At 75.9% G+C, this 26233-nt stretch carries 24 protein-coding genes and 1 pseudogene; 22 read left to right on the forward strand and 3 right to left on the reverse strand.

All coding sequences use genetic code 11. The annotated features are described in order from the left end of the window. Positions 1-9: 9 nt before the first annotated feature. The 5 genes from ACFQH9_RS29915 (at position 10) to ACFQH9_RS29935 (ending at position 6742) form a co-directional block, all read left to right on the forward strand. The gene (locus ACFQH9_RS29915; RefSeq protein ID WP_379571422.1) at positions 10-2856 is read left to right on the forward strand and encodes a sacsin N-terminal ATP-binding-like domain-containing protein; all 2847 of its coding nucleotides are present in this window, start codon (positions 10-12) and stop codon (positions 2854-2856) included. Positions 2857-2886: 30 nt separating this feature from the next. Beyond that, positions 2887-4206, forward strand: coding sequence for a D-inositol-3-phosphate glycosyltransferase (mshA, locus tag ACFQH9_RS29920; protein ID WP_379571424.1), 1320 nt, complete (start codon positions 2887-2889; stop codon positions 4204-4206). Between the two features lie 47 nt (positions 4207-4253). Continuing rightward, a complete protein-coding gene (locus ACFQH9_RS29925; RefSeq protein WP_379571542.1) occupies positions 4254-4724 on the forward strand; it encodes a type III secretion system chaperone family protein in 471 nt (156 codons plus the stop codon). Positions 4725-4911: 187 nt separating this feature from the next. Next, the gene (locus tag ACFQH9_RS29930; protein WP_379571426.1) at positions 4912-5898 is read left to right on the forward strand and encodes a DUF4349 domain-containing protein; all 987 of its coding nucleotides are present in this window, start codon (positions 4912-4914) and stop codon (positions 5896-5898) included. Between the two features lie 82 nt (positions 5899-5980). Further along, positions 5981-6742: a GntR family transcriptional regulator gene (locus ACFQH9_RS29935; protein WP_379571428.1), complete on the forward strand. Its 762-nt coding sequence runs from the start codon at positions 5981-5983 to the stop codon at positions 6740-6742. A gap of 6 nt (positions 6743-6748) precedes the next feature. On the opposite strand, the gene ACFQH9_RS29940 is transcribed toward ACFQH9_RS29935, so the two are convergent. Continuing rightward, positions 6749-7249: a VOC family protein gene (locus tag ACFQH9_RS29940; protein WP_379571430.1), complete on the reverse strand. Its 501-nt coding sequence runs from the start codon at positions 7247-7249 to the stop codon at positions 6749-6751. 83 nt (positions 7250-7332) lie between these two features. On the opposite strand from ACFQH9_RS29940, the gene ACFQH9_RS29945 reads away from it, so the two are divergent. The 17 genes and pseudogenes from ACFQH9_RS29945 to ACFQH9_RS30025 all read left to right on the forward strand — a co-directional run bounded on the left by ACFQH9_RS29945 (position 7333) and on the right by ACFQH9_RS30025 (position 23517). Further along, positions 7333-7836 carry a MarR family winged helix-turn-helix transcriptional regulator gene (locus ACFQH9_RS29945; protein ID WP_379571432.1) on the forward strand — a complete coding sequence of 168 codons (504 nt, stop codon included), beginning with the start codon at positions 7333-7335 and terminating at the stop codon, positions 7834-7836. A 40-nt stretch (positions 7837-7876) separates the two neighbouring features. Beyond that, the gene (locus ACFQH9_RS29950; protein ID WP_379571434.1) at positions 7877-8611 is read left to right on the forward strand and encodes a phosphoglyceromutase; all 735 of its coding nucleotides are present in this window, start codon (positions 7877-7879) and stop codon (positions 8609-8611) included. A gap of 161 nt (positions 8612-8772) precedes the next feature. Beyond that, on the forward strand, positions 8773-9972 hold the full coding sequence (locus tag ACFQH9_RS29955; protein ID WP_379571543.1) for a sensor histidine kinase: 1200 nt from the start codon (positions 8773-8775) through the stop codon (positions 9970-9972). A 1-nt stretch (position 9973) separates the two neighbouring features. Beyond that, entirely contained in the window at positions 9974-10663 is a 690-nt protein-coding gene (locus ACFQH9_RS29960) for a response regulator (RefSeq protein ID WP_379571436.1), read from the forward strand. Between the two features lie 55 nt (positions 10664-10718). Further along, positions 10719-12263, forward strand: a complete 1545-nt coding sequence (locus ACFQH9_RS29965) for an FMN-binding glutamate synthase family protein (protein WP_379571438.1) — start codon at positions 10719-10721, stop codon at positions 12261-12263. A 265-nt stretch (positions 12264-12528) separates the two neighbouring features. Further along, positions 12529-12751, forward strand: a pseudogene (gene gvpJ, locus ACFQH9_RS32290) (gas vesicle protein GvpJ); the annotation flags it as partial. Positions 12752-12818: 67 nt separating this feature from the next. Continuing rightward, complete coding sequence (gene gvpO / locus ACFQH9_RS29975; protein ID WP_379571440.1) at positions 12819-13340, forward strand: gas vesicle protein GvpO; 522 nt, start codon at positions 12819-12821, stop codon at positions 13338-13340. Between the two features lie 167 nt (positions 13341-13507). After that, positions 13508-14929: a putative sodium/potassium/calcium exchanger gene (locus tag ACFQH9_RS29980; RefSeq protein ID WP_379571442.1), complete on the forward strand. Its 1422-nt coding sequence runs from the start codon at positions 13508-13510 to the stop codon at positions 14927-14929. Between the two features lie 304 nt (positions 14930-15233). Continuing rightward, positions 15234-16244: a Ppx/GppA family phosphatase gene (locus ACFQH9_RS29985; protein WP_379571444.1), complete on the forward strand. Its 1011-nt coding sequence runs from the start codon at positions 15234-15236 to the stop codon at positions 16242-16244. Further along, a complete protein-coding gene (locus ACFQH9_RS29990; RefSeq protein WP_379571446.1) occupies positions 16241-17800 on the forward strand; it encodes a hypothetical protein in 1560 nt (519 codons plus the stop codon). The genes ACFQH9_RS29985 and ACFQH9_RS29990 overlap by 4 nt, the downstream gene beginning before the upstream one ends. After that, the gene (locus ACFQH9_RS29995) at positions 17800-18651 is read left to right on the forward strand and encodes a sugar phosphate isomerase/epimerase family protein (RefSeq protein WP_379571545.1); all 852 of its coding nucleotides are present in this window, start codon (positions 17800-17802) and stop codon (positions 18649-18651) included. Before ACFQH9_RS29990 ends, ACFQH9_RS29995 begins: the two co-directional genes overlap by 1 nt. 50 nt (positions 18652-18701) lie before the next feature. Next, positions 18702-19541, forward strand: a complete 840-nt coding sequence (locus ACFQH9_RS30000) for a thioesterase family protein (protein ID WP_379571448.1) — start codon at positions 18702-18704, stop codon at positions 19539-19541. 58 nt (positions 19542-19599) lie between these two features. Beyond that, complete coding sequence (gene proC, locus ACFQH9_RS30005) at positions 19600-20412, forward strand: pyrroline-5-carboxylate reductase (protein WP_379571450.1); 813 nt, start codon at positions 19600-19602, stop codon at positions 20410-20412. 167 nt (positions 20413-20579) lie between these two features. Next, positions 20580-20813, forward strand: coding sequence for a helix-turn-helix domain-containing protein (locus ACFQH9_RS30010; protein ID WP_379571452.1), 234 nt, complete (start codon positions 20580-20582; stop codon positions 20811-20813). Positions 20814-21050: 237 nt separating this feature from the next. Continuing rightward, complete coding sequence (locus tag ACFQH9_RS30015; RefSeq protein ID WP_010241351.1) at positions 21051-21152, forward strand: 30S ribosomal protein bS22; 102 nt, start codon at positions 21051-21053, stop codon at positions 21150-21152. 166 nt (positions 21153-21318) lie between these two features. Then, the gene (locus ACFQH9_RS30020) at positions 21319-22335 is read left to right on the forward strand and encodes an NAD-dependent epimerase/dehydratase family protein (RefSeq protein ID WP_379571454.1); all 1017 of its coding nucleotides are present in this window, start codon (positions 21319-21321) and stop codon (positions 22333-22335) included. A gap of 81 nt (positions 22336-22416) precedes the next feature. After that, positions 22417-23517: a lysophospholipid acyltransferase family protein gene (locus ACFQH9_RS30025; protein ID WP_379571456.1), complete on the forward strand. Its 1101-nt coding sequence runs from the start codon at positions 22417-22419 to the stop codon at positions 23515-23517. A gap of 17 nt (positions 23518-23534) precedes the next feature. Here ACFQH9_RS30025 and ACFQH9_RS30030 read toward each other — a convergent pair whose 3' ends face one another. Together ACFQH9_RS30030 and ACFQH9_RS30035 are read right to left on the reverse strand one after the other, a co-directional pair. Further along, a complete protein-coding gene (locus tag ACFQH9_RS30030; protein ID WP_379571547.1) occupies positions 23535-24410 on the reverse strand; it encodes an HAD family hydrolase in 876 nt (291 codons plus the stop codon). 341 nt (positions 24411-24751) lie between these two features. Next, the gene (locus ACFQH9_RS30035; protein ID WP_379571458.1) at positions 24752-26146 is read right to left on the reverse strand and encodes a DUF5667 domain-containing protein; all 1395 of its coding nucleotides are present in this window, start codon (positions 26144-26146) and stop codon (positions 24752-24754) included. Positions 26147-26233: the final 87 nt, after the last annotated feature.

A 26233-nucleotide genomic window follows, 5' to 3' on the forward strand; every position in this document is an offset into this window, starting at 1 on the left:
GCGCTGCTCGTGGCGTGGGCGGACTCGCCCACCCGCTTCCGGGAGGACGCGAACGCGGAGGAGGACCTGGTCCTCGGCGGCTACGCCGAGACCTGGTTCGTCGAGCTCGCCCAGAACGCCGCCGACGCCGCCCGCGCCGCCGGCGTCCCCGGTCGCCTGCAGCTGACCGCGGTCGCGGGTGAGCTGCGCGTCGCCAACACCGGCGCCCCGCTCGACGCCGCGGGCGTGGCCGCGCTCGCCTCCCTGCGCGCCTCGGCCAAGCGGGACGACCCGGGCTCGGCCGGCCGCTTCGGCGTCGGGTTCGCCGCGGTGCTGCCGGTCTCCGACGCCCCGCGCCTGGTCACCGGGCCCGGCACCGGGGTGCGGTTCTCCGCGGCCGACACCGCCGCGGCGGTCCGCGAGCTGCCCGGCCCCGCCGCGGAGCTGACCCGGCGCGGCGGCCAGGTGCCCGTCCTGCGCCTGGTGTGGCCCGTCGAGCCGGACGAGCCGGCCCCGCCGCAGGGGTTCGCCACCGAGGTCCGGCTCCCGGTGCGGCCCGGGCTCGACCCCGCCGACCTGCTCGAACGTGCCCGGGCCGGGGCTCCCGACCTGCTGCTCGCCCTGCCGGACCTCGCCGAGGTCGTCGTCGCGCCGCCGGACGCGGAGCCCGCCGTGCTGCGCCGCACCGAGGCCGACGGGATCACCACCGTGGGCGAGCGGCACTACCGCGTGGTCCGCACGAGTGTCACGACGGAGCCGGGCGCGGCGATCGAGGAGCGGCACCGCCGCGAGCGTGGTGTCTGCTGGGCGCTGCCGGTCGACGTCCGGGGCGGGCCCGCCCCGCTCGGCCCCGACTCCGGCGAGGTCCTGCACGCGCCGACGGCCGCCGTCGAGCGGCTCGGGCTGCCCGCCCGGCTGATCGCCGACCTGCCCCTCGACCCGGACCGCCGCCGGGTCCGCGGCGGCCCGACCGCCGACGCGTTGCTCGCCGCGGCCGCGGCCGCCTACCTCGACCTGGTCCGGGCCGTCGCGCCGGAGCACCGGCTCGACCTCGTCCCCGCGCCCGGTTTCCCGCTCTCCGAGCTCGACGGTCGGCTCCGCGCCGCCGTCGTCGACGCCCTGGCCGAGGGCGCCTGGCTGCCCGGCGCGGCACCCGATGCCGGGGACCTCGTCCCGCGCCGCGCCGAGTGGCTCGACCTGCCCGGGACGCCCGACCTGCCCGGGCTCCTCGCGGCCGCCGATCCGGCCTTCGCCCGGCTCGCCGCCGTCGAGCCGCGACACGGCGCGGCGCTCGGGGAGCTCGGCGTGCGCCGCGTCGGCGCGGCCGGGCTGGCGGAGCGGCTGCACGGCGTGGAGCGCGATCCGGGCTGGTGGCGGGGGCTGTACGCGGCGCTGGAACCCGCCGTCGAGACGGTGCCCGGGCTGGCCGAGGAGCTGCGCGCCCTCCCCGTCCCGCTGCTCGACGGCCGGCTGGTCGCGGGGCCGCCGAGCGTCCTGCTGCCGGGAGCCGACCTCGACGCCGGCACGCGCGCCGTCGCCGAGCTCGCCCTTCCCGGCCTGCACGTGGCCGACCCGGGTGTGGTCCACCCGCTGCTGGAGCGGCTCGGGGCGACCGCGACCGACCCCGGGGCGCTGCTCGACCATCCCGCGTTGCGCGAGGCCGTCGACCGCTCCCTCGACGACGCCGACGCCGGCCTGGACACCACGCCCCTCGCCGAGGCCGTCCTCGGCCTGCTCGCGGTCACGGCCGCCCCCGGGTTCGGCGGGCTCGCACTGCCCGACGCGGACGGCCTGCCCTCGCGCGCCGACGAGCTGATGCTCCCCGACGCCGCGGTCCGGCCGCTGTTCGACCCGGAGGCGCCGATCGGCGTCCTCGACCCCGCGTGGGCCGCGCGGATCCCGCGGGAGGCGCTGGTCGCGGCCGGGGTGCTCGACGGGTTCGCCGTCGTCGTCGACGAGGAGCCGGCCGGGCCGGACCACGACCTGCACGACGAGGACCTGTGGTGGGACGAGGGCGCGGAGCCCACCCGGGTCGTCGGGATCCGCGATCTGGACCTCGTCGCGGACGAGGCCTGGCCCGCCGCACTCGCCCTGCTCGCCGGCCGGCCGGAGACCCGGTCCGCGGTGCTGGAGCCGGGCGGGTACGCGGGCTGGTGGCTCGCACGCAACGCCCTGCTCGGCGGGCACGAGCCCGGGCACTGGCGGCTGCCCGGCGCCGAGCGGCTCGTCGGCCTCTACGACCCGGTCCCGGTGGAGCTCGACGAGCGCCTGCTCGGCGCGATCGGCGTCCGGGCGGAGCTGACCGTCGGCTCGGCGGGGGAGGCCGGGGACCTGCTCGACCGGCTCGCCGACCCCGCCCGCACCGTCGACGCGGCGCTCGCGGCCGACGCCCACGCCGCGCTGGCCGCCGCCGTCGCCGACGGGCTCGCGGAGGTCGACGACCTCGACCTGCCGGACCGGGTCCGCTCGCTCGCGGGCACGGTCGTGAGCGTCGACGACGCGGTGGTGCTCGACGCCCCGTGGGCCGCGGCGGTCCTGCCGGCGGCCGACCTCGTCGTCGGCGGGGAGCCGCACGCGCTCGCCGCGATCCTGGACCTGCCGCTCGCCTCCGACGTCGTGGCGGGGGAGGTCGTCGGCACCGGCCGGGCGGTGCGCTGGGCGGCCCTGCCCGAGGTGGTCGTGGCCTGCCGCACAACGGGTCTGCCGGTGCCCACGGGCGAGGTGCGGCTGCACGACACCCTCGAGGTCGATCTCACCCGGCCGGAGGCGGGCCGGTGCAGCGTCCCGACCTGGGTCGATGCGGTCGGACGGGTGCACGCCGCGGACCCCGTGCGGGCCCTGCTGGCCCTGCCCGGACGCACCGACGACGACGGGTGACCTCGGAGGCCTCGTGCTAGGAAGAAGCATGTGAGAAACCGAGCCGACACGGACACGCCCCCACCGGTCCGTGGCCGCGTCGCGATCCTCTCGGTCCACACCTCGCCGCTGGAGCAGCCCGGCACGGGCGACGCCGGCGGGATGAACGTCTACATCTCCGAGACCGCCACCCGCATGGCGCGCCGCGGCGTCCCGGTGGAGATCTTCACCCGGGCCACCTCGTCGGAGCAGCCGCCGGTCGCGGAGCTCGCCCCCGGGGTGCTCGTCCGGCACATCGCCGCCGGGCCCTTCGAGGGGCTCGGCAAGCACGACCTGCCCGGCCAGCTCTGCGCCTTCACCGCCGGGGTGCTGCGCACCGAGGCGCACCACGAGCCCGGCTGGTACGGCGTGATCCACTCGCACTACTGGCTCTCCGGCCAGGTCGGCTGGCTCGCCCGGGACCGCTGGGGCGTGCCGCTGGTGCACTCCGCGCACACCCTCGCCCGGGTCAAGAACGCCGCCCTCGCGGCGGGGGACCAGCCCGAGCCGATGGTCCGCGTGATCGGCGAGGACCAGGTGGTGGCGGAGGCCGACCGGCTCGTCGCGAACACCGACATCGAGGTCCGCCAGCTCGTCGAGCTGTGCGAGGCGGACCCGCTGCGCACGGTCGCCATCCCGCCGGGCGTCGACCTCGAGCGGTTCCGGCCCGCGTCCCGCTGCGAGGCGCGGGAGGCGCTCGGGCTGCGGCACGACGCCGTCGTGCTGGGGTTCGTCGGGCGCATCCAGCCGCTCAAGGCGCCGGACGTGCTGCTTCGCGCCGCCGCCGAGATGCTTCGCCGCGATCCCGCGCTGCGCGCGCGGCTGGTCGTGCTGGTCGCCGGCGGTCCCTCGGGCAGCGGGCTGACCGAGCCGACCGCGCTGCAGGAGCTGGCCGCGCACCTGGGCATCACGGACGTCGTGCGGTTCCTGCCGCCGCAGGGCGGGGCCGCGCTCGCGCGGGTCTACCGGGCCGCGGACGTGATCGCCGTGCCGAGCCACAACGAGTCGTTCGGCCTGGTGGCGCTGGAGGCGCAGGCCTGCGGGACGCCGGTCGTCGCGGCCGACGTCGGCGGCCTGCCCGTCGCCGTCGCCGACGGGCGCTCGGGGCTGCTGGTCCCGGGGCACGGGGCCGGGCAGTGGGCCTCCGCGCTGGCCGCCGTCGCCCTGGACCCGGCGCGCCGCGAGCGGCTCGCCCGGGGCGCCGTGACGCACGCCCGCGAGTTCTCCTGGGAGCGCACCACCGACGCCCTGCTCGCCACCTACGCCGACGCCACCCGGGAGCACCGGGCCCGGCTGCGGGACCGGCTGGTCGCGGGCATCATCGAGGCGTGACGCAGGAGAAGATCGACACCGACGCCGCGGCGCTCGACCCGGAACGGATCGACGCCGCGGTCGGGGAGGCGCTCGACGAGCTGGAGGTCGGGTACCACCGGCGGGAGGCGGGCCAGTACCTCGTCACCCTCGAGGGCACGAACCGGCTCAACACGCCGACCTGGCTGGTGGTCCGCGAGCAGACGGTGTTCGTGCAGGCCTTCGTCTGTCGTCAGCCCGACGAGAACCACGAGGGCGTGTACCGCTTCATGCTGCAGCGGAACGCGCGGCTCTACGGCGTGCACTACGCCCTCGACCGGGTCGGCGACATCCATCTCGTCGGCCGGATCCCCTTCGTCTCGGTGAGTGCGGAGGAGCTCGACCGGGTCCTCGGCCAGGTCCTCGAGGCCGCCGACGGCGACTTCAACACCTTCCTCGAGCTCGGCTTCGCCACCTCGATCCGCCGCGAGTACGCCTGGCGCACGGAGCGCGGGGAGTCGATCGCCAACCTCAAGGCCTTCGAGCACCTCTTCGACTGACTCGCGCACTGGACCGCGTTGTGGATCCACAACGCTGACGGTGCCCGCTCGTGGACGCGTCGTGGATCCATAACGTCGACGGCGCCCGCTCCTCAAACGCGGTGTGGATCCATGGTGCGTCCCCTCCCCGTGCAACCGGATCGGGGCCTTCCGCCGTCCTTCCCCCGACGACGGAGGAGGGTGGGAGATGCGCAGGTGGGCGGTCCGGGTGACGGTCGGCGTGGTGGTGCTGGCGTCGGCGTCGGTCGTGACGGGGGTGGCGCTGCGGGGGACCGGTGGTTCCTCGGGTGTGGCGGTCTCGACGGTGCGGCCCGGGGCCGTGGGGCCCGGGATCGCGCCGGACGGGGCGCCGTCGGCCGAGGCCGGGGTGGTCGCGCCCGACCCGGCTCTTCCCGCCCCCCACGCCGACTCCGCGCGGTCTGCCCCGGCGACCGGCCCTGCCGGGGCGCCGGGCGGTGCCCCGCTCACCGACGTCGCGCCGGGCCGGGACGTCGTCCGCACCGCGGAGCTGACCGTGCAGGTCGGCGACCCCGCGGCCGCCGCGGCGGAGGTCCGGACCGCGGTCGCGGCGGTGGGCGGGTTCGTGGCCGACGAGCGCGCCGGGACCGGGGCCGGCGGCTCCGCCGGGTTCACCCTGCGGGTGCCGGCCGAGCGGCTCGACGCCCTCACCGGGCGGCTCGCCGGGCTCGGCACGGTCACCTCCCGCACGAGCCGGGCGGAGGACGTCAGCGCGCCCGTCGCCGACCTCGACGGTCGCGTCGCGGCCCAGCGCGCGAGCGTGGCGCGGGTCCGGGCGCTGCTGGACCGGGCGACGACGATCGGCGAGATCGTCTCGATCGAGTCCGAGCTGGCCGCCCGCGAGGCCGACCTGGAGTCGTTGCAGCGCCGGCTCGCGGTGCTGCAGGACTCCGTCGCGCTGGCGACCGTCGAGGTCGCGCTGCTGCCGGCCCCGCCCGTGGCCGGGCCCGGTCCGTCGGGCTTCCTCGGCGGGCTCGCCGTCGGCTGGGAGGGGCTGCGCGCCCTCGGGCGGGCCGCGCTCGCCGCGCTCGGGTTCGTGGTGCCGATGCTGCCGGTCGTCGCGGTGCTGGGCGGGCTCGTCCTGATCGGCCGGCGGGTGTACCGGGCGCGCCGCCGGACGCCGCAACCACCGGCGGACGCGCCCGGACCGGTGTGAGAGCGGGCGCCTCTCGGCCCGGGGCGCCGACCGCGCGAGATACCCTCGGTCGAACGCCGACGGTCGATCCCGGGAGGACGCGATGGCCGCGCGCCCCCTGGTGCGCAAGGGTGCCGAGCCGCTGTGGGCGCAGCTGCTGGCGGACCTCCGGGCGCGGCTCGACGCGCACGAGTTCGACCGCTCCTTCCCCGGTGAGCTCGCCCTCGTCGGCGAGTACGGGGTCAGCCGGCACACCGTGCGGGAGGCGCTGCGGCGGCTGCGCGAGGAGGGCGTCGTCGTCGCCGGGCGGGGCCGGGCACCCCGGCTGGCCGCGCCGATGGAGATCGAGCAGCAGCTCGGCTCGCTCTACAGCCTCTTCTCGGCCGTCGAGTCCACCGGCCGGGAGCAGCGCAGCGTGGTCCGCACGCTCGACGTCCGCGCGGACGGGGTCGTCGCGGCCCGGCTCGGGCTGGAGGAGTCCACCCCGCTGGTGCACCTCGAGCGGCTCCGGCTCGCGGAGGGCGAGCCGCTGGCCGTCGACCGGGTCTGGCTGCCGGAGGAGGTCGCGGCCCCGCTGCTCGATGTCGACTTCACGCACACCGGCGTCTACCCCGAGCTCGAGCGGCTGTGCGGCATCCGGGTGGCGGGCGGCCGGGAGAACATCCGGGCGGTCGTGCCGACCGCCGAGGAGCGCCGCCTGCTGGGGGTCGACGCGGGCGTGGCCGCGCTGGCCATCGAGCGGCTCGGCAGCTCCGGCGGGCGGGCCGTGGAGTGGCGGCACACGCTCGTGCGCGGCGACCGCTTCACGCTGACCGCCCAGTTCAGCGCCCGGGACGGCTATCTCGTCGGGGCGCCGGCGAGCTGAGGGCCGTCAGGGGACGGAGACGCCGATCCCTCCCCGGGTCCCGGCGCCGTAGCGCGCGATCTCGGCCTCCAGGTCCAGCGGCGCGGTGCGCATCCCGGTGTCCGGGCCGAGCAGCTCGGCCGGGACCAGCCAGCTGACCTCGAACTCCAGCCCGTCCGGGTCCTTCGCGTAGAGCGCCTTGGTGCTGCCGTGGTCGGAGGCGCCGACGAGCGCGCCGTGCGCGCTCAGCACACCGCGGATCCGGTCGAGCTCGGCGAGGGTGTCGACCTCCCACGCCAGGTGGTAGAGGCCGACGGTCCCGCGCCCGGCGGTGGTGTCCCCGGCGGTGTCGCCGATCCCGAACAGGCCGAGGTCGTGGTCGTTCGACGAACCCTCCGCCTGCAGGAACGCCGCCCTCCCGGGTACGGAGGCCACGACCCGGAACCCGAGGGCCTCGGTGTAGAAGGCGGTGCTGCGGTCGACGTCGCGGACGTAGAGCACGGCGTGGTTCAGGCGCTGGACGGGCATGGGCCTGCCTCTCTGTGAAAGTTCAACCACACCGTAGACCGCGACAGATGAATGTTCAACAGATCCGGCGTAGGCTGGCCCACATGGACGACACCCGCTGGCTCACCCCCGCCGAGCTGCGGGCGTGGCTGGCGTTCGTCGCGGCCACCACGCTGCTCGACGGGGCCCTCGACCGGCAGCTGCAACAGGATTCCGGTATGCCGCACGCGTACTACCTGATCCTCGCCATGCTCTCCGACGCCCCGGAGCACACGCTGCGGATGAGCGAGCTGGCCTCGGCCACGCAGAGCAGCCAGAGCCGGCTCAGCCACGCCGTCACCCGGCTGGAACGGAAGGGCTGGGTCTGCCGGCGGCCCTGCCCGGACGACCGGCGCAGCACCTTCTGCACCCTGACCGAGGAGGGCTACGCGGCGCTGCGCGCGGCGGCGCCCGGGCACGTCCGGACCGTCCGCGAGAACCTCTTCGACGCGCTGACCCCGGAGCAGGTCACCCAGCTCGAGGAGATCGCCCGCGCGATGCTCGGCCGGCTCACCCGCGACCCGGAGGCCGTGCCGCCGCCCGGGGTGTGCCCGGAGCGACAGCGCTGACCGACAGCGCCGCCCGCACCCGTTTGGCAAGCTGTCGCGCATGCCCACACTCGTGCTGCTGCGTCACGGTCAGAGCGACTGGAACCTGAGGAACCTCTTCACGGGCTGGGTCGACGTCCCGCTCTCGGAGGTCGGCGAGGCCGAGGCGCGCCGCGGCGGCGAGCTGATGAAGGAGAAGGGCCTGCTCCCGGACGTCGTCCACACCTCGGTGCTGCGCCGGGCGATCAACACCGCGAACCTCGCGCTCGACGTCGCCGACCGGCACTGGATCCCGGTGCGCCGCGACTGGCGGCTCAACGAGCGCCACTACGGCGCGCTGCAGGGCAAGGACAAGAAGCAGATCCGCGACGAGTTCGGCGACGAGCAGTTCATGGTCTGGCGGCGCAGCTACGACGTGCCGCCGCCGCCGATCGAGAAGGGCTCGGAGTGGTCGCAGGACGGCGACGCCCGCTACTCCGGCATCCAGGCGCCGCTGACCGAGTGCCTGGCCGACGTCGTGCAGCGGATGCTGCCGTACTGGGACGACGCGATCGTCCCCGACCTGCGCGCCGGCAAGGTCGTGCTCGTCGCCGCGCACGGCAACTCGCTGCGCGCGCTGGTGAAGGAGCTCGACGGCATCTCCGACACCGACATCGCCGGGCTCAACATCCCCACCGGCATCCCGCTGCGCTACGAGCTCGACGACGACCTGAGGCCCACCGTGCCCGGCGGCGAGTACCTCGACCCGGCCGCGGCCGAGGAGGCCATCAAGGGCGTGGCGAACCAGGGGCGCTGAGCGGAGCGACCGTCGGAGCTGAGCCGTCCCGCCCCCGCCGGGTGAACGGTCCGTGAACGGGGGCGGAAAACTCCTCGCGCGGCGAGTCAGGCGGCTCACTCGGGGCCGATGGAGCTGGCGTCGGCCCTGGTAGGGCTGCCTACGATGGCCTCGTGAACGCAGTGGCGTCCGTGGTGCTGGTCGCCGTCGTCCTCGGCGCCGGGCTGTGGGCCGGCGTCCTGATCGGCCGCCGCCACGCCCGCCCCGCCCGGCCCCGCCCGGAGCGCCGGCGGGTGCCGACGCTGGCCGAGCTCCTCCAGCGCGTGTTCCGGTCCACCGGGTCCGGACTGGCCGTGCTCTCCGGCACCGGCGACGTCGTCCTGCACAACCGGCGGGCCGCCGAGCTCGGCGTGGTCCGGGCCGGCCGGCCCGATCCGCGCGCCTGGGCGGCCTGCCAGAAGGTGCTCGAGGGCTCCACGGACGTGGAGGTGGACCTCGCCCCGCTGGAGGTGCGCGGCCGCCAGCCCGCTGCCGTCGTCGCCGTGGTGCGGCCGCTCGGCGACGGGTTCACCCTCGTCGAGGCCGCGGACATGTCCGACGCGGTGCGCCTGGAGGCCACCCGGCGGGACTTCGTGGCCAACGTGAGCCACGAGCTCAAGACGCCCGTCGGCGCGGTCGGGCTGCTCGCCGAGGCCGTGCTCGACGCGGCCGACGACCCCGAGTCCGTGCACCGCTTCGCCGGGAAGATCCTGCGCGAGTCGACCCGGCTCGGCGCGCTCGTCACCGAGCTGATCGCGCTGTCCCGGCTGACCGGGGCCGAGGCGCTGCCCGACCTCGAGGAGGTCGAGGTCGACGAGGTCGTCGACGAGGCGCTCGGCCGCTCCCGGCTCTCCGCCGAGTCGGCCGGCATCGACATCACCGTCGACGCCCCCTCCGGCCTGGTGGTGGCCGGTGACCGGACGCTGCTGGTCACGGCGCTGTCGAACCTGCTCGAGAACGCCATCGCCTATTCACCGCCCGACGCGTCGGTCTCGGTCTCCCGCCGGCTCGAGGACGGCTGGGTGGAGATCGCGGTGACCGACCGCGGCATCGGCATCGCGCCGGAGCACCAGGTGCGCGTGTTCGAGCGGTTCTTCCGGGTGGACCCGGCCCGCTCCCGCGCGACCGGCGGCACCGGCCTCGGGCTGGCGATCGTCAAGCACGTCCTCGCGAACCACGGTGGCGAGGTGCGGCTGTGGAGCCGCCCCGGCACCGGATCGACCTTCACCATGCGGCTCCCCGCCACCGGTGCCGCCGCGCCGGACCCCTCCCTCGAGGACCCCGCGGCGGTCCGGGCCCCCGACCGAGACCCGGCCGGAGCGACCGGCCGAGCTGGAGGATGAGATGACCAGAGTGCTGATCGTCGAGGACGAGGAGTCCTTCGCCGACCCGCTCGCCTTCCTGCTGCGCAAGGAGGGCTTCACCGCAGCGGTCGCGACGACCGGCCAGGAGGCGCTGGAGGAGTTCGACCGCAACGGCGCCGACATCGTCCTGCTCGACCTCATGCTCCCGGGGATGAGCGGCACGGACGTCTGCAAGGCCCTGCGCTCCCGCTCGACCGTCCCGGTGATCATGGTGACCGCGCGGGACAGCGAGATCGACAAGGTCGTCGGGCTGGAGCTGGGCGCCGACGACTACGTGACCAAGCCCTACTCCGCCCGCGAGCTGATCGCCCGGGTGCGCGCCGTGCTGCGGCGCGGCGGCGAGAACGGCACCGGCGACGCCGACGGCGCCGGAGTGCTCGAGGCGGGCCCGGTGCGCATGGACGTGGAGCGGCACGTGGTGTCGGTCGACGGCACGGACGTCGCCCTGCCGCTCAAGGAGTTCGACCTGCTCGAGTACCTGCTGCGCAACGCGGGCCGGGTGCTCACCCGCGGCCAGCTCATCGACCGGGTGTGGGGCGCGGACTACGTCGGCGACACCAAGACCCTCGACGTGCACGTCAAGCGCCTGCGCGCCAAGGTCGAGAAGGACCCCAGCGCCCCGCAGCACCTGGTCACCGTGCGCGGGCTCGGCTACAAGTTCGAGAGCTGAGCGTCCGCGCGCCGCGGGAGGTGTGGGCCGCGCGCCGACGGGGCACACTGCCGCCGTGGGATGGGGCCGGTGGGTTCCGTGGGCGGCCGGGCTGGGCGTCGCGGCGCACGACCTGATCCAGCGCCGCCATGCGCTGCTGCGGAACTTCCCCGTGCTCGGCCACGGCCGGTACCTGCTCGAGGCGATCGGGCCGGAGCTGCGCCAGTACGTCGTGGCGGGCAACGACGAGGAGCGCCCCTTCAGCCGCGACCAGCGCCGCTGGGTCTACGCCTCGGCCAAGCGCGAGAACAACTACTTCGGGTTCGGCACCGACAACGACGTCGAGCACACCCCCGGCTACGTGATCATCAAGCACCGGACGTTCGGCCGGACCGCCCCCGCGCACCCGCACCCGCAGGGCGAGGACTCGGTGTGGCTGCCGTGCGCCAAGGTGCTCGGCGGGGCGCGCGGCCGGCGCGCCGCGTTCCGGCCCGACTCGGTGGTCAACATCTCCGGGATGAGCTACGGGTCGCTGTCCGGCCGGGCGATCGAGGCCCTCAACCGGGGCGCGGCGGCCGCGGGATGCCTGCAGAACACGGGCGAGGGCGGCATCTCGGCGCACCACCGGTGCGGCGGCGAGCTCGTGTGGCAGATCGGCACCGCCTACTTCGGCTGCCGGGACGAGCAGGGCCGCTTCGACCTGCGGCGCCTGAAGGAGGGCGTCGCGTCGGCGCCGGTGCGCGCGCTGGAGATCAAGCTGAGCCAGGGCGCCAAACCGGGCCTGGGCGGCCTGCTGCCCGGGGTGAAGGTCACCGAGGAGATCGCCGCGGTCCGCGGCATCCCGGTCGGGAAGGACTGCGTGAGCCCGTCGCGGCACACCGCGTTCCGGGACGCGGACGAGCTGCTGGACTGGGTCGAGCTGCTGGCGGACGAGACCGGGCTGCCGGTGGGCATCAAGTCGGCCGTCGGCGACCTGGAGTTCTGGACCGAGCTCACCGACCTGATGGCCCGGACCGGACGCGGGGTCGACTTCGTGACCGTCGACGGCGGCGAGGGCGGGACCGGCGCGTCGCCGCTGGTGTTCACCGACTCGGTCGCCCTGCCGTTCCGGCTCGGGTTCAGCCGCGTCTACCGGGAGTTCGCCCTGCGCGGCCTGCACGAGCAGGTGGTCTTCGTCGGGGCGGGGAAGCTCGGGCTGCCGGACAACGCCGTCGTCGCGTTCGCCCTCGGCGTCGACATGGTGAACGTGGCGCGCGAGGCGATGCTGGCCATCGGCTGCATCCAGGCGCAGAAGTGCCACACGGACACCTGCCCCACCGGGGTCGCCACGCAGAACCGCTGGCTCGCGCACGGCCTCGACCCGACGCTGAAGTCGGCGCGGCTGGCCAACTACGTCCTGACCCTGCGGCGCGACCTGGGCAAGGTCGCCGAGGCGGCGGGCGTCGAGCACCCCGGGCTGATCCGCACCGACGACATCGAGATCCTCGACGGCCAGACCGTGGCCAGGGGCCTGCGGGAGGTGTACGGCTACGAGCCCGGCTGGGGTCTGCCGTCGCGCCGGGACCAGGAGGAGGTCGTCGCACTGCTGGGCGGGGGCCGGCCGCACTCCGCACCGGCCTGAGCGCGACGCGCGGCGGCGCCGTCGTCCTGCGGACACCGGGTGCCGCCCGTCGCGCGACCGGTGGGCGCCGATCGTCGCAATTCGCCCGACACGACGCCGGTCCGGGGGCATCGTGGTCGCACCGAGGTACCCGACCGGGTCCCGGAGGGGCGTCCGGCGCCTCCGGCGGCGAAGGGAGAGCCGTGGTGCGGTCAGCGGCAGGTGCGATCACGAACCGGGCGCGGCCCGGCGTCCGCACGTCCCGGATCGGAGGTGGCCCGTGTCCGTGACGACCACGCGCTCGTCCGGCCCGCCGGTCACCCGGCACCGCCACGACTCGAACCTCGCGGACGTCGTCGACCTCATCCTGGACCGGGGCCTGGTGATCGACGTGTTCGTGCGGGTCTCCCTGCTCGGGCTCGAGATCCTCACCATCGACATCCGGATCGTGGTGGCGAGCGTCGACACGTTCCTGCAGTACGCGGAGGCGACGGACAGGCTGTACCTGTACGGCACGACGCGGGAGAGGCGCCTGCCCGCCGGGGGCGGGGACGCCGAGGACGAGGGGTGAGTGGGATGGCCGACGACGAGAGCCCGAAGACCCCGCGCCGTCGGCGGAGCGCACGCGCGAGGCCCGCCGGCGCCGAGGAGAAGACCGCCCGGGCGCCGGAGGAGGCCGAGGAGACCGGTGAGGGCGGCGCCGCCGAGGACAGCGCGGGGGAGCCCACGGAGGACACCACCGACGACACCACCGGGGAGGACGCCGAGGGGACCGGCGGGGAGGACGGCGCGGAGCGGGACGGGCGCGGCGACGGGTCCGCGGGCGACCGGCCGGCCGGCTCGATCGTCCGGGTGGCCCGGCGGGCGGCGGAGCACGTCCGGGTGCTGACCGGCCGGCGCCCGGAGACCGTCGTCTCGATCGAGCCGCGCGACGGCGACTGGTGCGTCGGGATCGAGGTCGTCGAGACGCACCGCATCCCGGACTCGGCCGACATCCTCGCGATCTACGAGGTGCTCGTGCAGGCCGACGGCGACCTGCTCTCCTACCGGCGGACCCGGCGCTACACGCGCGGTCAGGTCGACCGGCCCTGGCGCTGACGCCCCCGGCGTCGACCGGCCGATCGGCCTTCGGTGCCGGTCCGATCGGCGGGGTCGCCGTAGGACGACCGGAGTCACTTTTCCGGGACGGCCGCGATCGGGATTGGCGCGGGCGCGTGGTGGGGGATCCGGGCGCCCACAGGACCCCCGCACCCGAGGAGGCGACGATGTCGTCAGCAGAATCGGCCGCCGGCTCCGGATCGGACCCGTCAGGTTCGTCCCGGCTCCAGGACGCGATGATCGCGTTCAACGACGAGGTCTTCGAGACCCTGCAGAAGTTGTTGAAGGCCCAGCAGGAGCTGGTGCGGGCCGTCATCGGGGCCGCTTCGGCGCCCGAGGCGGACGAGAACGGGCAGGCGGAGCCGGCTCGGCCGGCGAGCGGCGCCGACGACACCGCCGAGGCGGAGTCCGAGGTCATCTTCCCGCTCGACACCGTGGCGGAGGCCCCCGACGGCGCGGCCGCGGAGGACACCGAGGCCTCGGAGCAGGAGGCCGGCGAGGGTGCGGACGCCGGCAGCGCCGGGTCCGGCGACGCGAAGGCCGAGGCCCCGGCACCGCGCGACGCCGACTGGGTGCTCGACGCCGAGGCCTCCGGAGCCGTCGACGACGAGGACGTCGAGGGCGACGAGAGCGAGGAGGGTACCGAAAGTGACCAGGCCCTCGACCGCGAGGACTCCCAGGAGGCCGAGGCTTCCGAGGACGCCGAGGCCCGGTCCGAGGGCGACGACGCCGATGCCGGTCCCGAGACCGACGGGGGAGCCGCGGCGCAGGCCGACGGGTCCGCGGACGACGAGCCCGCGGACGACACGCTCGCCGAGAGCGCGGAGGCGGACGAGGACCTCGACGCCGAGGAAGGTGCCGAGGCCCGGGCCGACGAGGGCGGCGAGGACGAGGTCGAGGGCCTTGCCGACGAGGGTGCGGAGGCCGAGGCCGACGAGGCCGCGGCCGAGGGCGACGAGGGTCCCGCTGCCGAGGCCGATTCGGCCGTCGACGACGAGGCCGATGAGGCCGTCGACGACGAGGCCGATGAGGGCGTTGGCGACGAGGCCGACGAGGGCGCCGGCGACGAGGCCGAGGGCGAGGTGGAGCTGGACGCCGAGGCGGACCGGGACGACGCCGGTGACGGGGATCCCGACGCGCTGTCCGACGAGGAGGTCCGCCTGGCGGCCCAGGCGATGGTCGAGGCGCTGAACGCGGCCGCGGCGGAGGAGGGGTCCTCGGGCGGCCTCGACGACCGGAGCGGCGACGAGGACGGGGACCCGGCGCCCGCCGATTCCGCCGACTCCGCCGACTCCGCCGACTCCGCCGACTCCGACGACTCCGCCGAGGAGGAGTCGGCCGAGTCCGCGACGGGCGAGGCACAGGACGAGGCACAGGACGAGGCGGCCGATGAGGCGGAGGACGAGGCGGAGGACGAGGCGGAGGACGACACGGACGACGAGTCCGGGGACTCCGCCCACGCCGGGACACCCGGCTCCGCGGACGACGCGGACAGCGGCGGCGACGGGACGTCCGCCGACCCCGCGGGATCGACGAGACGGTCGAGGACCGCGCGCCGGCGCGGGAAGGTGGGCGCGGCCGACGCCTGAGGTCCGGGACGCCTGAGGTCCGGCGGCGGGGGCGGACGCACCGCACCGCCCCCGCCGCTCCCCTGCCCGCGTCCGACTGCCCGCGCTCCACTGTCCGGGCCCGACTGCCCGCGCTGCCCGCGCCCGACTGCCCGCGCCCGACTGCCCGGCGACCCCGCCCACGGGCCCCACCCGGCGACCGCGCCCACCGCCCGTGGTCGCACCCCCGGCACTCCCACGAGCGCGGCATCCGGTGCCGCCACCACCCGGCGGCCCCGATCACGGTGCGGGTACGGGGGAGGCACGGATTGGTTAACCTGATCGCGTGCGACTGGGTGTGCTCGACGTCGGCTCCAACACCGTGCACCTGCTGGTGGTGGACGCCCGGCGGGGCGGCCACCCCACCCCCGCGACCTCGCAGAAGGCGGAGCTGCGGCTGGCGGAGCACCTGGAGCCGGACGGCGCGCTGAGCCGGGTCGGTGTCGACTCGTTGATCGCCGCCGTGCACACCGCGCGCGACTCCGCCGCCGAGCTGGGGTGCGACGACCTGCTGGCCTTCGCCACCTCCGCGCTGCGGGACGCCACGAACTCCGCCGCCGTCCTCGCGAAGGTGCGGGCCGACACCGGCGTCGCGCTCGAGGTGCTGCCGGGCGAGGACGAGGCGCGCTACACCTTCCTCGCCGTCCGCCGCTGGTACGGCTGGTCGGCCGGGCGGTTGCTGTGCCTCGACATCGGCGGGGGTTCCCTGGAGCTCGCCGCCGGCCGTGACGAGCACCCGGCGGCGGCCGCGTCGTTGCCGCTCGGGGCCGGCCGGCTCACCCGCGAGTGGTTCACGGGCGACCCGCCCTCGCGCCGCGAGCTCGAGGCGCTGCGGGAGAAGGTCGACGCCGATCTCGCGCCGGTCGCGCGCGAGCTGCGCAAGCTGGGAGAGCCGGACCTCGCCGTCGGCACCTCGAAGACCTTCCGCTCGCTGGCCCGGCTGACAGGGGCGGCGCCCTCCGGCGCGGGCATGCGCGCGCGGCGGGTGCTGACCCACGCCGGGTTGCGGCAGCTGGGGTCGTTCATCAGCCGGATGTCGTCGGGCGACCTCGCGGAGCTCGAGGGCGTGAGCGCCAGCCGTGCGCACCAGCTCGTCGCCGGTGCCGTCGTGGCGGAGGCCGCGATGCGGGCCCTGAAGGTGACGGAACTCGACATCTGCCCGTGGGCGTTGCGCGAGGGAGTGATCCTGCGGCGGCTCGACACCCTCGACGGGTCGACCAGGGACGACCGCTCGGCGCAGGACGCGCCCACATCACTTGGACGCTTGACGTCGTACGAGGCACGGTGTAGCGGATGAGCCCAGAGACCGACCAGCCGAGACAGCGCACGGTCGCCGAGCTGCTCGCCGAGAACGGCGGGACGGCGGCGTCCGGGCGGCGTCGACGGCGCCGCGAGGTCGACGACGGCGAGCCGGTCGGCGCTCCCCCCGCCGCGGAGGGCCCGGGCGTCCCCGGCCGGCACGGCGGCACGCAGACCTGGCGGCCCGAGCCTGCTCCCGCGGTGGCCCCCGAGCCCTGGCGCACCGCGGAGGCCCCGGACCCCGCGTCCCCCTGGGAGCGCGGCGGCCGCGGCGGCCCCCGCCTCGAGCGCGAGACCGAGGAGGAGCCCGGCGACGAGCGTGGTACCGGGTTCGGTCCGGGGCCCGCCGCGCCGAGCAACGCCGCCCTCGGCTTCGGACCTCCCGCGCCCGGCCGCCGCGGCGCGGACGACGCCCGCCCGGACGGCGACCGGAGCGGTGGCCCGACGGGTGCCGCGCCGACCGGCTTCGGCCCGTGGGCCGGGGCCGAGGCGACACAGGTGCGCCCCGGGCAGAACGGCGCCGGCCGCAGCGGTGCCGTACCGAACGGCTTCGGCCCGAACGGTGCCCCGCAGAACGGGGGCGGCCACAACGGCTTCGCACCGAACGGCGGGCCGAACGGCGGCCCGAACGGGTTCGCCCCGAACGGTGCCGCCCCGAGCAGCGGCGCGAGCGGCCGCAACGGCTTCGGCAGCGGCGCCGGGCGGAACGGCGTCGGCCCGAACGCCCCCGGCCGGAACGGCACCGCACCCGCCCCGAACGGGCCCGCGCCCTTCGGCCGTCCGCAGCCCGGTCGCCCCGAGGCACCGGGCGCCGACGCGTGGGCCGGGCCTTCGACGACCGGCGCACCCCGACCCCCGGGTGGGCAGCCGCCGAACGGGCGCCCCGCACGGCCGGGCGAGCCCGGGACCGAGCAGCTCGGCCGCGTCCGGACCCCGCAGGACGACCCGCTGACCGCCCCGTTCGGCTCCGTCCACGCGGGCGGCCCGCCGACCCGCTTCGGCGCCCCGCCCGCGCGCGCGGACGAGGACGACGCCGGCCCGCCCACGCAGTTCGGCGCCCCGCCGATCGACGACGACGAGGACGAGGCCGGCCCGCCCACCCAGCTGGGCGCCCCGCTCCTGCACGACGAGGACGACCTCGACGAGCGCCTCGACGAGCGCCACGACGACCGCTACGACGACCACGACGACGGGTACGACGGCGGGTACGGGGACGACACCTACCGGGCCCCCGCGGGCCTCGGCCGTCGTGCCCCGGAACGGGTCGAGGAGGAGCCGGAGGAGGACGAGGGCACGCCGCAGGGGTGGGCCGTCGTCATCGGCCAGTGGATCGCGGGTGCGCTCGTCGGTGCCGCGGTCTGGGTCGGTTTCCGCTACCTCTGGTTCAACCTGCCGGTGGTCGCGCTCGCCGCCGCCGTGATCATCACGGTGGGCCTGGTGCTCGGCGTCCGCGCCCTGCTGCGCAACGACGACCTGCGCACCACCGCCTTCGCGGTGGGCGTGGGCCTGCTGCTGACCGTCTCACCCGCGATCCTGGTACTGCTGGAACGGTGATCCCCGCCCCGCCGGTCGCCCTCTCCACCGCCTCGGTCTACCCGGAGCCCGCCGCGGCGGCCTTCGAGTTGGCCGCGGACCTGGGGTACGACGGCGTCGAGCTGATGGTGTGGACGGACCCGGTGTCGCAGGACGTGCGGGCCGTCGAGCGGCTCGCCGAGCGGTACGGGGTACCCGTGCTGGCCGTGCACGCGCCGTGCCTGGCCGTGACGCAGCGGGTGTGGGGGTCGGACCCGGTGACGCGGATCCGCCGGTCGGTCGCGGCCGCGGAGCGGTTCGGGGCGCGCACCGTGGTGCTGCACCCGCCCTTCCGCTGGCAGCGCCGCTACGCCGCGGTCTTCGCCGACGAGGTGGCGCGCGCCGGGGAGCGGGCGGACGTGCGGCTCGCCGTCGAGAACATGTTCCCGGTGGCGCGCGGCCGGATCCGCACGGTGCCCTACGCGCCGGGCTTCGACCCGACCGCCGTCGGCCACCGCTTCTACACGCTCGACCTCTCGCACACCGCCGCCGCCGGGTCCGACGCGCTGGCCATGCTGGACCGGATGGGCGACGGGCTGGTCCACCTGCACCTCACGGACGGCACCGGCGCCCCCCGGGACGAGCACCTGGTCCCCGGCCGCGGCACGCAGCCCTGCGCCGAGGTCTGCGAGCGGCTGGCGACGGGCCGGTTCGCGCGCGAGGGGGTCGTGGTCCTCGAGGTCAGCACCCGCCGGTGCCGCACCCGGGAGCAGCGGTCGACGCTGCTGGCGGAGGCCCTGGTCTACGCGCGTCTGCACCTGGTCGCGCCGCTGCCGCCGGTCCTCCCGATCCCGGAGCAGCCGTCCCTCCCGGAGCCCGCGCCGCAGGCCTGAGCGGCGCGCATCACACCGCCGGACCTCTCGCGGCGTGATACATCCGTCTCATGGCTCCCACCGACGTGACCGTCGAGCGACCGTTCGCGGCGTCCACCGTGCTGACCGAGCAGGGCGGGGGCCGCTTCACCGCGGAGCTCGGCACGCTCTTCTCCATCGGCGGGAAGGCCCACGGCGGCCTGCTGATGGTGCTGCTGACCAAGGCCGCCCTCGCGCGGCTCGGCGCGGAGCACGGCGCGGGGACGGAGCTGGACCCGGTGGTGGTCGGCACCGAGTTCCTGCGGGCCCCGGAGCTGGGCACGGTCGAGCTCGAGACGGACGTGCTCAAGCTGGGCCGGCAGGCGTCGGTCGCGGCGGCCCGGATGACCCAGGACGGCAGGCTGCTGCTCTCCGCCACGGTCACGGCGGGCACGCTGCCGGAGGCCGACCCGAGCTGGCTCGCCGAGTCTTCGATGCCGCTCGAGCCGCCCGCGGACGCGATCGACTTCGTGCCGGACGTCCGCACGCCCGGGGAGGGGCTGGCCGCCGCCACCGAGGCGCGGTACGACCCGGCGACGATGGCGTTCCTGCGCAAGGAGACCGCGGACCCGGTCGTCCGCGGCTGGATGCGCCCGCGCGGCGAGGAGCCGGACCCGCTGTTCGCGCTGCTCGCCGGGGACGCGCTGCCGCCGACCGTGTTCAACCGCGGCGGCGGCCGCGGCTGGGCGCCCACCGTGCAGCTCACCGCCCTGCTGCGGGCGCGGCCCGCGCCCGGTTGGCTCGCCCTGGAGTCGCGCTCGCAGATGATCGCCGGAACCTGGTTCGACGAGGACTGCACCGTCCGGGACGCGACGGGCCGGGTGGTCTGCCAGGCCCGCCAGCTCGCGCTCTCCCCGCTGCCCCCGAGGTAGCGCCGGTCCGCGCACACCCTCCCCGACCTGCCCGGATCCCGGCGGTTACCGTCGGTCCATGACACGAATCGCGGTTCTGGGCGCCGGCAAGATCGGCGAGGCGCTGCTGTCGGGGCTGCTCGCGGCGGGCCGGCCCGCGGCGGACCTGGTGTTCACCGAGCGGCACCCGGAGCGGGCGGCCGAGCTGTCCGGGCGTCTCGGGGTGGAGTCGACCGACGTCGCGGGCGCCGCGGCCAAGGCGGACGTCGTGGTGGTCGCGGTGAAGCCGCAGGACATCGCCCCGGTGCTGACCGAGCTGAAGGCGGCGCTGACCCCGGGCACGCTCGTCGTCTCGCTGTGCGCCGGCCTGCCGACCGCACTGTTCGAGGGCGGCCTGCCCGAGGGGACGCCGGTCGTGCGGGTCATGCCCAACACGCCGATGGTCGTCGGCGAGGCGATGAGCGCGGTCTCGGGCGGCAGCCACGCCTCCGCCGAGCACCTCGCCCTCACCGAGGAGCTGCTCGGTTCCGTGGGCCGCGTGGTCCGCGTCCCCGAGAGCCAGCAGGACGCGGTCACTGCGCTCTCCGGCTCCGGCCCCGCCTACTTCTTCTACCTGGTCGAGGCGATGATCGACGCCGGGATACTGCTCGGCCTGCCGCGCGCCGTCGCCGCGGACCTCATCGTCCAGTCCGCCTTCGGCGCGGCGACCATGCTGCGCGCGTCCGACGACCACCCGGTGCTGCTCCGCGAGGCCGTCACCTCCCCGGCCGGCACGACCATCGCGGCCATCCGGGAGCTGGAGCGGCACGGCGTCCGGGCGGCCCTCATCGACGCGATCGAGGCCGCGCGGGACCGCTCGGTGGAGCTGGGACGCTCGGTGCAGAACCGTTGACCCGAACGAAGGACCGCCTCTCACCCTGACGCGCGGCTGAATTCCCTGCCCGAGTGGCATGGTGTGTCGAGGGCGTCACACCGGCACCGCTATCCTCACGGGGAACACGCCGCGCGGGGGAGGACCCCGGCGGGACCGTGGACTTCTCCAGGGAAGGCGGTGTCCGGATGACCACGCAGCAGCCAGGGCATTCAGGGCAGCCCGAACGCATCGACAACATCGCCGCGGTGCAGTTCCTGACCGTGGCGGAGGTCGCCGCCATGATGCGGGTCTCCAAGATGACCGTGTACCGCCTGGTGCACGGCGGGGAGCTGCCCGCGGCCCGGGTGGGTCGTTCGTTCCGCGTCCCGAAGCGCGCCGTCGAGGACTACCTGCGGCACGCGTACTTCGACGCGGGCTGAGCCGAGCCGCGCGGAGCGGGGAGCGTCGGCGCCCACGGCCCGCACCCCGGAGCAGTCCACGACCCGCTACGACCCCGCCCTGCCGGGTCGGCCCGGCGGGTGCCGGGTAGGATCGGCCACCGGTCATCGTCTCGCCGTGTGCACCCGCGTGCGCGCGACCGCCGCGCGGCGGGGACACACCCTCTCGGGCCGGCTCCCGGCCGCGAGCGAAGCAGTGAGCACAGGAGGTACCGGCGCATGGGCTCGGTCATCAAGAAGCGTCGCAAGCGCATGTCCAAGAAGAAGCACCGCAAGCTGCTCCGCAAGACCCGCGTGCAGCGTCGCAAGCTCGGCAAGTGAGGTGTGACCCGGCCCGTCCCGTCGAGGGGCGGGCCGGGGTCCGCCGGCCCGGGTCGCACCCGGGGTCCCTGGTCGCACGACGAACGAGGTCGGGTCCGTGACTGGCACGGGATCTCCCCGCGACGCCGACCGCACCAGCGGCGGCGACGCTCCCTCCGTCGTGCTGGTGACAGGTGTCAGTCGTTTCCTCGGCGGCAACCTGGCCGCACGGCTCGCCGCGAACCCCGCGATCGACCGCGTGCTCGGGGTGGACACCGTGCCGCCGTCCCGGGACATGTTGCGCCGCATGGGTCGCGCGGAGTTCGTCCGCGCGGACATCCGCAACCCGCTCATCGCCAAGGTCATCTCCGGCGCCGGCGTCGACACCGTGGTGCACGCCGCCCTCTCCGCCGGCCCCGGCTCGTCCGGCGGCCGCACGGCGATGAAGGAGATGAACGTCATCGGGACGATGCAGCTCCTCGCCGCCTGCCAGAAGTCGGAGCGGGTGCGGCGCGTCGTCCTGAAGTCCACCACCGCCGTCTACGGCTCCGGCTCGCGCGACCCCGCGCTGTTCGACGAGTCGATGACGCCGAAGGACCTCCCCACCGGCGGCTACGCCAAGGACGCCGCCGAGATCGAGGGCTACCTGCGCGGCTTCGCCCGCCGCCGGCCGGACGTCACCACCACGGTCCTGCGCTTCTGCAACTACGTCGGCCCGCGCATCGAGACGGTGCTGACCCGCTACTTCGCCCTGCCGGTCGTCCCGACGATCCTCGGCTTCGACCCCCGGCTGCAGTTCCTGCACGAGGAGGACGCGCTCGCCGTGCTCGAGCGCGGCGCCGTCGAGGAGCACCCCGGGGTCTACAACGTCGCGGCGGACGGCGTGCTCATGCTCTCCCAGGCCGTCCGCCGGGCCGGACGGGTGCAGGTCACGGTCCCGGCGCCGCTGGTCGGGCCGGTCGGGCGGTTCCTGCGCGGCGCGCGCGTCGTGGACTACTCGCCCGAGCAGATGCGCTTCCTCAACTTCGGACGCGTGGTGGACACGACCCGGTTGAAGGAACGCTTCGGCTTCCACCCCCGGTGGACCACCGTCCAGGCCTTCGACGACTACGTGCGCGGTCGCGCACTCCGGCCCGTCCTCGGCGCCGAGCGGATCCAGGCGGCCGAGCGCACGGTGCTGCAGGCCGCGCGGATGCTGCACTAGCGGCCCGCGCGTCCGGGGGGAAGCATGGTGCGGCGGTCGGGGAACGGGAAGCAGTCGCAGGGGAGTTCGGAGGGGGTTCGGGTGCCGGAAGCGCGCGTCATCCCGTTGCGGGCGGACGAGACCGGGGGGCGTACCCGGTGGCGGCTCGGGGAGGGCGGCGACCGCGGCGGTACCCGCCCGGGCGCGCGGACCCGCGCGGGCACCGAGCCGACGCGGGAGACCCCGCGGACCCGCAGCCGCCCGGCCACGGGCACGCCGCGCCCCCGCCCGGTGCCCGAGGAGGCGCAGGCCGGGAGCGCCGCGGTGCCGCCGGTCGCGGCTGTGCCGGACCCGGAGCCGCCGGCCTGGGAGGCCGCGCTGGAGGAGGTGCTGCGCTTCCTGCGCCGCCGCCTCTCCGGCGACTACACGGTCGACGAGTTCGGCTTCGACCGCGACCTCGCCGACTCGGTGCTCGCGCCCGCGCTGCGCCCGCTCTACGAGCGCTGGTTCCGGGTGGAGACGATCGGCCTGCAGCACGTCCCGGACACCGGAGGCGCACTCATCGTCGCCAACCACTCGGGCACGCTCCCGCTCGACGCGCTGATGACCATCCAGGCGCTGCACGACGAGCACCCCGCCGGCCGCCGGCTGCGGCTGCTCGGCGCGGACCTGATGTTCAAGCTGCCCCTGATCGGCGAACTGGCCCGCAAGAACGGCGCCACCCTTGCCTGCAACGCCGACGCGGAGCGGCTGATGTCCTCCGGCGAGCTGGTCGGGGTCTTCCCCGAGGGCTTCAAGGGCATCGGCAAGCCGTTCAAGGACCGCTACAAGCTGCAGCGCTTCGGCCGCGGCGGGTTCGTCTCGGCGGCCCTGCGCACCGGCGTGCCGATCATCCCGTGCTCGATCGTCGGCGCGGAGGAGATCTACCCGAAGATCGGCGACGTCCCGCCGCTCGCCCGGCTGCTCGGCGCCCCGTACTTCCCGATCACGCCGACCTTCCCGCTGCTCGGCCCGCTGGGTCTCGTCCCGCTGCCGTCGAAGTGGTACATCGAGTTCGGCGAGCCGATCTCGCTCGACGCGTACACCCCGGCGGACGCCGAGGACCCGATGCTCGTGTTCAACCTGACCGACCAGGTGCGCGAGACCATCCAGCACACCCTGTACCGGCTGCTGAGCCAGCGGCGGAACGTGTTCCTCGGCTGAGGGACCGGACCGGGCGCTCAGCGCCGCCGGTAGGCCACGCCGGCGGCGACCGCCCCGGCAACGGCGCCCGCGCCGAGCACCGAGGGCACCCCGATCCGGGCGGCCCTGCGCCCGGTGCGGAAGTCGCGGATCTGCCAGCCGCGCTCCTTGGCGACGTCCCGCAGCTCCGCGTCCGGGTTGACGGCGACGGCGGTGCCCACCGCGGACAGCATCGGCACGTCGTTCACCGAGTCCGAGTAGGCGGTGCAGCGGCGCAGGTCCAGGCCCTCGGTGGCGGCCAGTGCCCGCACCGCGTGGGCCTTGGCCGGGCCGTGCAGGATCTCGCCGACCAGGCGCCCCGTGTAGTGCCCGTCGACGCTCTCCGCGACCGTGCCGAGCGCCCCGGTCAGGCCGAGCCGCCGGGCGATGATCAGGGCCAGCTCGACGGGCGTGGCCGTGACCAGCCAGACCCGCTGCCCCGCGTCGAGGTGCATCTGCGCCAGCGCGCGGGTGCCCGCCCAGATCCGGTCGGCCATGAGCTCGTCGTAGATCTCCTCGCCCAACGAGACGACCTCGTCCACGGGCCGGCCCGCGACGAACGACAGCGCGGTGTCCCGGTGCCCCGCGATGCCGCTGGAGTCCTCGCGCCCGCCGATCCGGAACTTGAGCTGCTGCCAGGCGAAGCCGGCGAGGTCGGAGGTGGTGAAGAACTTGCGGGCGGCCAGCCCGCGGGCGAAGTGGAAGATCGAGGCGCCGACCATCATCGTGTTGTCGACGTCGAAGAAGGCGGCCGCGGTGAGGTCCACGTCGGCCGCCTCGGACGGCGACGGTGTCTCGCCCGCGGCCACGGCGGCGCCCGCCGCGGCCTGACCCGCGCGCTGCGCCCGGTCGACCGCGGTGGCCTCCTCGATCACGTCCGTCGTCTCGGTGACGCCCGCCCGCCGGCCGGCGCCGTTCCGAAGCGGGTCCGCGGGGCCCTCCCGGCCCTGCGCGTCCGCGTCCTGCGGCTCACCGTGCTCCACAACCACCTCGGGTCCTACCACCTGGGGCCGTCCGGTCCGTCCCGTCCGTACCGGTCCGCGCCCACCTCGCCGATCCGCCGGCTCCCGCCCGCTCCGTGACCGGCCGGGTACCGCCCGTCCAGCCTACTGAACGGCCCCGCTGGCACCGACGCGAAACGGTCCGGACGTGGAACGGGGCCGCACGGTGTGTCACCGCACGGCCCCGCTCCGTCGTCGTGTCGACGACCCGTCGTTCAGCCGATGGTGATCGGCCCGAGGCCGGGCAGCAGCGGCGGCACCTGGATCGGGGGCAGGAGGCCGCCCCCGCCGCCACTCCCGCCACCGGGCGCGTCCGACGAGCTCCGCTCGGTGCTGCTGGACCTCGCCGAGCCGCTGGGAGTGGTGCTGGTCGCCCCGGCCTCGCCGGTTCCGGGCAGGACGTCCGACAGCACGCCGTTCTCGTCCGTGGCCGGGTCGCCCGAGGGCTGGGGTCCGGTGCTGTCCGACGGCGCGGCCGGGCTGGTGCTCGCGGACTGCGGGCTGCCGTTCGGGACCCGCGCGTCGACCGCGCCGTCACCCCGGCCGGCGTTCGAGGCCACCGGGACGCACGGGCTCGTGGCCGGGATCGGACCGAGGTCGTCGACGCCGTCGCTGACCTCGCTGCAGCCCATGCGGGCCTGCAGGGCCGCGGCCCGATCCGACATGCGCTCCAGCAGCCGCGCCGAACGGTCGGCGCCCGGCACGTCGCCGGACGCGCGCAGGGCCTCGATGGCCCGGGCCTGCTTCTGCGCCCACGCGTCGAGGTCGTCGAGGCCGGTGTCGGTCGGCGGCTGCGCGCCGGCGAGCAGCATCCGGGAGCCCTCGCTCGCCGCGTCGTCGAACGCGGTGAGCGCGGTCTCGTAGGTGTCGGCGCTCGGCGTGCGACCGGCCTGCTGCAGGCGGCGCACCTCGTCGAGCCGGGTCGCGGCCAGGTCGAGGTGGCGCTGCGCCTTGGCCGCGTCGCCGAAGGTGAAGGCGGTGCCGGTGGACTCGGTGGCCAGCTTGACGGCGTAGAGCGTGTCGCCGGGCAGCGCGTCGCCGCTCATCATCGCCGTGCCGCCGGTCAGGGCAACCAGCGCGAGCGCCGCGGCGCCGCCGACCAGGGCGACCCGCTTGCGCAGGCTCGGCCGCCGCCCGCCGGGGCCGCGCGAGCCGCCGGCGCGCCCCGGGTTGTCCGGGTGGTCGGCGGGCAGCACGTGTCGGGGGCCGCGCTTCGACCGCCGGGACCCGGTGCCGGCCGCGCCGCTCGTCGCCGCCACGGTGCGCTCTCCGGAGGAGCCGGAGCGGGTCGCCCCCTCGGGGCCCTCCGGCCGCAGCGCGGCGGTGAGGTCGGTCGTCTGGTCGAACGCGTCGGCCGGGACCGGCTCGATCCGGGTGGTGCGCTCGGTGGCGGACTCCTCCGGCGCGCCCCATTCCTTCTCCAGGGCGGCGAAGAAGTCCGCGCGCATGCGCTCGGAGGTCTCGGCGTCCGGGCTCAGGTCGGTACGACTGCGATCGAGCGCGGCCGCGAGGGCCAGCTCGTGCTCCAGGTCGTCGTCCGGCGTGAAGAGTGGGTCGAGGTGCTCCCCGTCCCACCACTCGTCGTCCGAGCCCCATCGTCCCGCGGGCATGTTCGCCGTCCTCACTGCATCCCTGCACTGTTCGTCAGCGTCCGGCCCGATCGGGGCCTCGCGCTCTGCCGACGTTCACCCACACAA

It is taken from the genome of Pseudonocardia lutea, from assembly GCF_042658055.1.
GTDB classification, from domain to species: Bacteria; Actinomycetota; Actinomycetes; order Mycobacteriales; family Pseudonocardiaceae; genus Pseudonocardia; species Pseudonocardia lutea.

What these genes read in the sequence shown, in the direction of transcription:
- proC (WP_379571450.1), top strand. Translation starts at nt 19,600, where the DNA reads ATGACACGAATCGCGGTTCTGGGCGCCGGCAAGATCGGCGAGGCGCTG.
- ACFQH9_RS29960 (WP_379571436.1), top strand. Translation starts at nt 9,974, where the DNA reads ATGACCAGAGTGCTGATCGTCGAGGACGAGGAGTCCTTCGCCGACCCG.
- ACFQH9_RS30000 (WP_379571448.1), top strand. Translation starts at nt 18,702, where the DNA reads ATGGCTCCCACCGACGTGACCGTCGAGCGACCGTTCGCGGCGTCCACC.
- ACFQH9_RS29930 (WP_379571426.1), top strand. Translation starts at nt 4,912, where the DNA reads ATGCGCAGGTGGGCGGTCCGGGTGACGGTCGGCGTGGTGGTGCTGGCG.
- ACFQH9_RS29935 (WP_379571428.1), top strand. Translation starts at nt 5,981, where the DNA reads ATGGCCGCGCGCCCCCTGGTGCGCAAGGGTGCCGAGCCGCTGTGGGCG.
- ACFQH9_RS29980 (WP_379571442.1), top strand. Translation starts at nt 13,508, where the DNA reads ATGTCGTCAGCAGAATCGGCCGCCGGCTCCGGATCGGACCCGTCAGGT.
- ACFQH9_RS29940 (WP_379571430.1), bottom strand. Translation starts at nt 7,249, where the DNA reads ATGCCCGTCCAGCGCCTGAACCACGCCGTGCTCTACGTCCGCGACGTC.
- ACFQH9_RS30010 (WP_379571452.1), top strand. Translation starts at nt 20,580, where the DNA reads ATGACCACGCAGCAGCCAGGGCATTCAGGGCAGCCCGAACGCATCGAC.
- ACFQH9_RS29990 (WP_379571446.1), top strand. Translation starts at nt 16,241, where the DNA reads ATGAGCCCAGAGACCGACCAGCCGAGACAGCGCACGGTCGCCGAGCTG.
- ACFQH9_RS30015 (WP_010241351.1), top strand. Translation starts at nt 21,051, where the DNA reads ATGGGCTCGGTCATCAAGAAGCGTCGCAAGCGCATGTCCAAGAAGAAG.
- ACFQH9_RS30035 (WP_379571458.1), bottom strand. Translation starts at nt 26,146, where the DNA reads ATGCCCGCGGGACGATGGGGCTCGGACGACGAGTGGTGGGACGGGGAG.
- ACFQH9_RS29945 (WP_379571432.1), top strand. Translation starts at nt 7,333, where the DNA reads ATGGACGACACCCGCTGGCTCACCCCCGCCGAGCTGCGGGCGTGGCTG.
- ACFQH9_RS29950 (WP_379571434.1), top strand. Translation starts at nt 7,877, where the DNA reads ATGCCCACACTCGTGCTGCTGCGTCACGGTCAGAGCGACTGGAACCTG.
- gvpO (WP_379571440.1), top strand. Translation starts at nt 12,819, where the DNA reads ATGGCCGACGACGAGAGCCCGAAGACCCCGCGCCGTCGGCGGAGCGCA.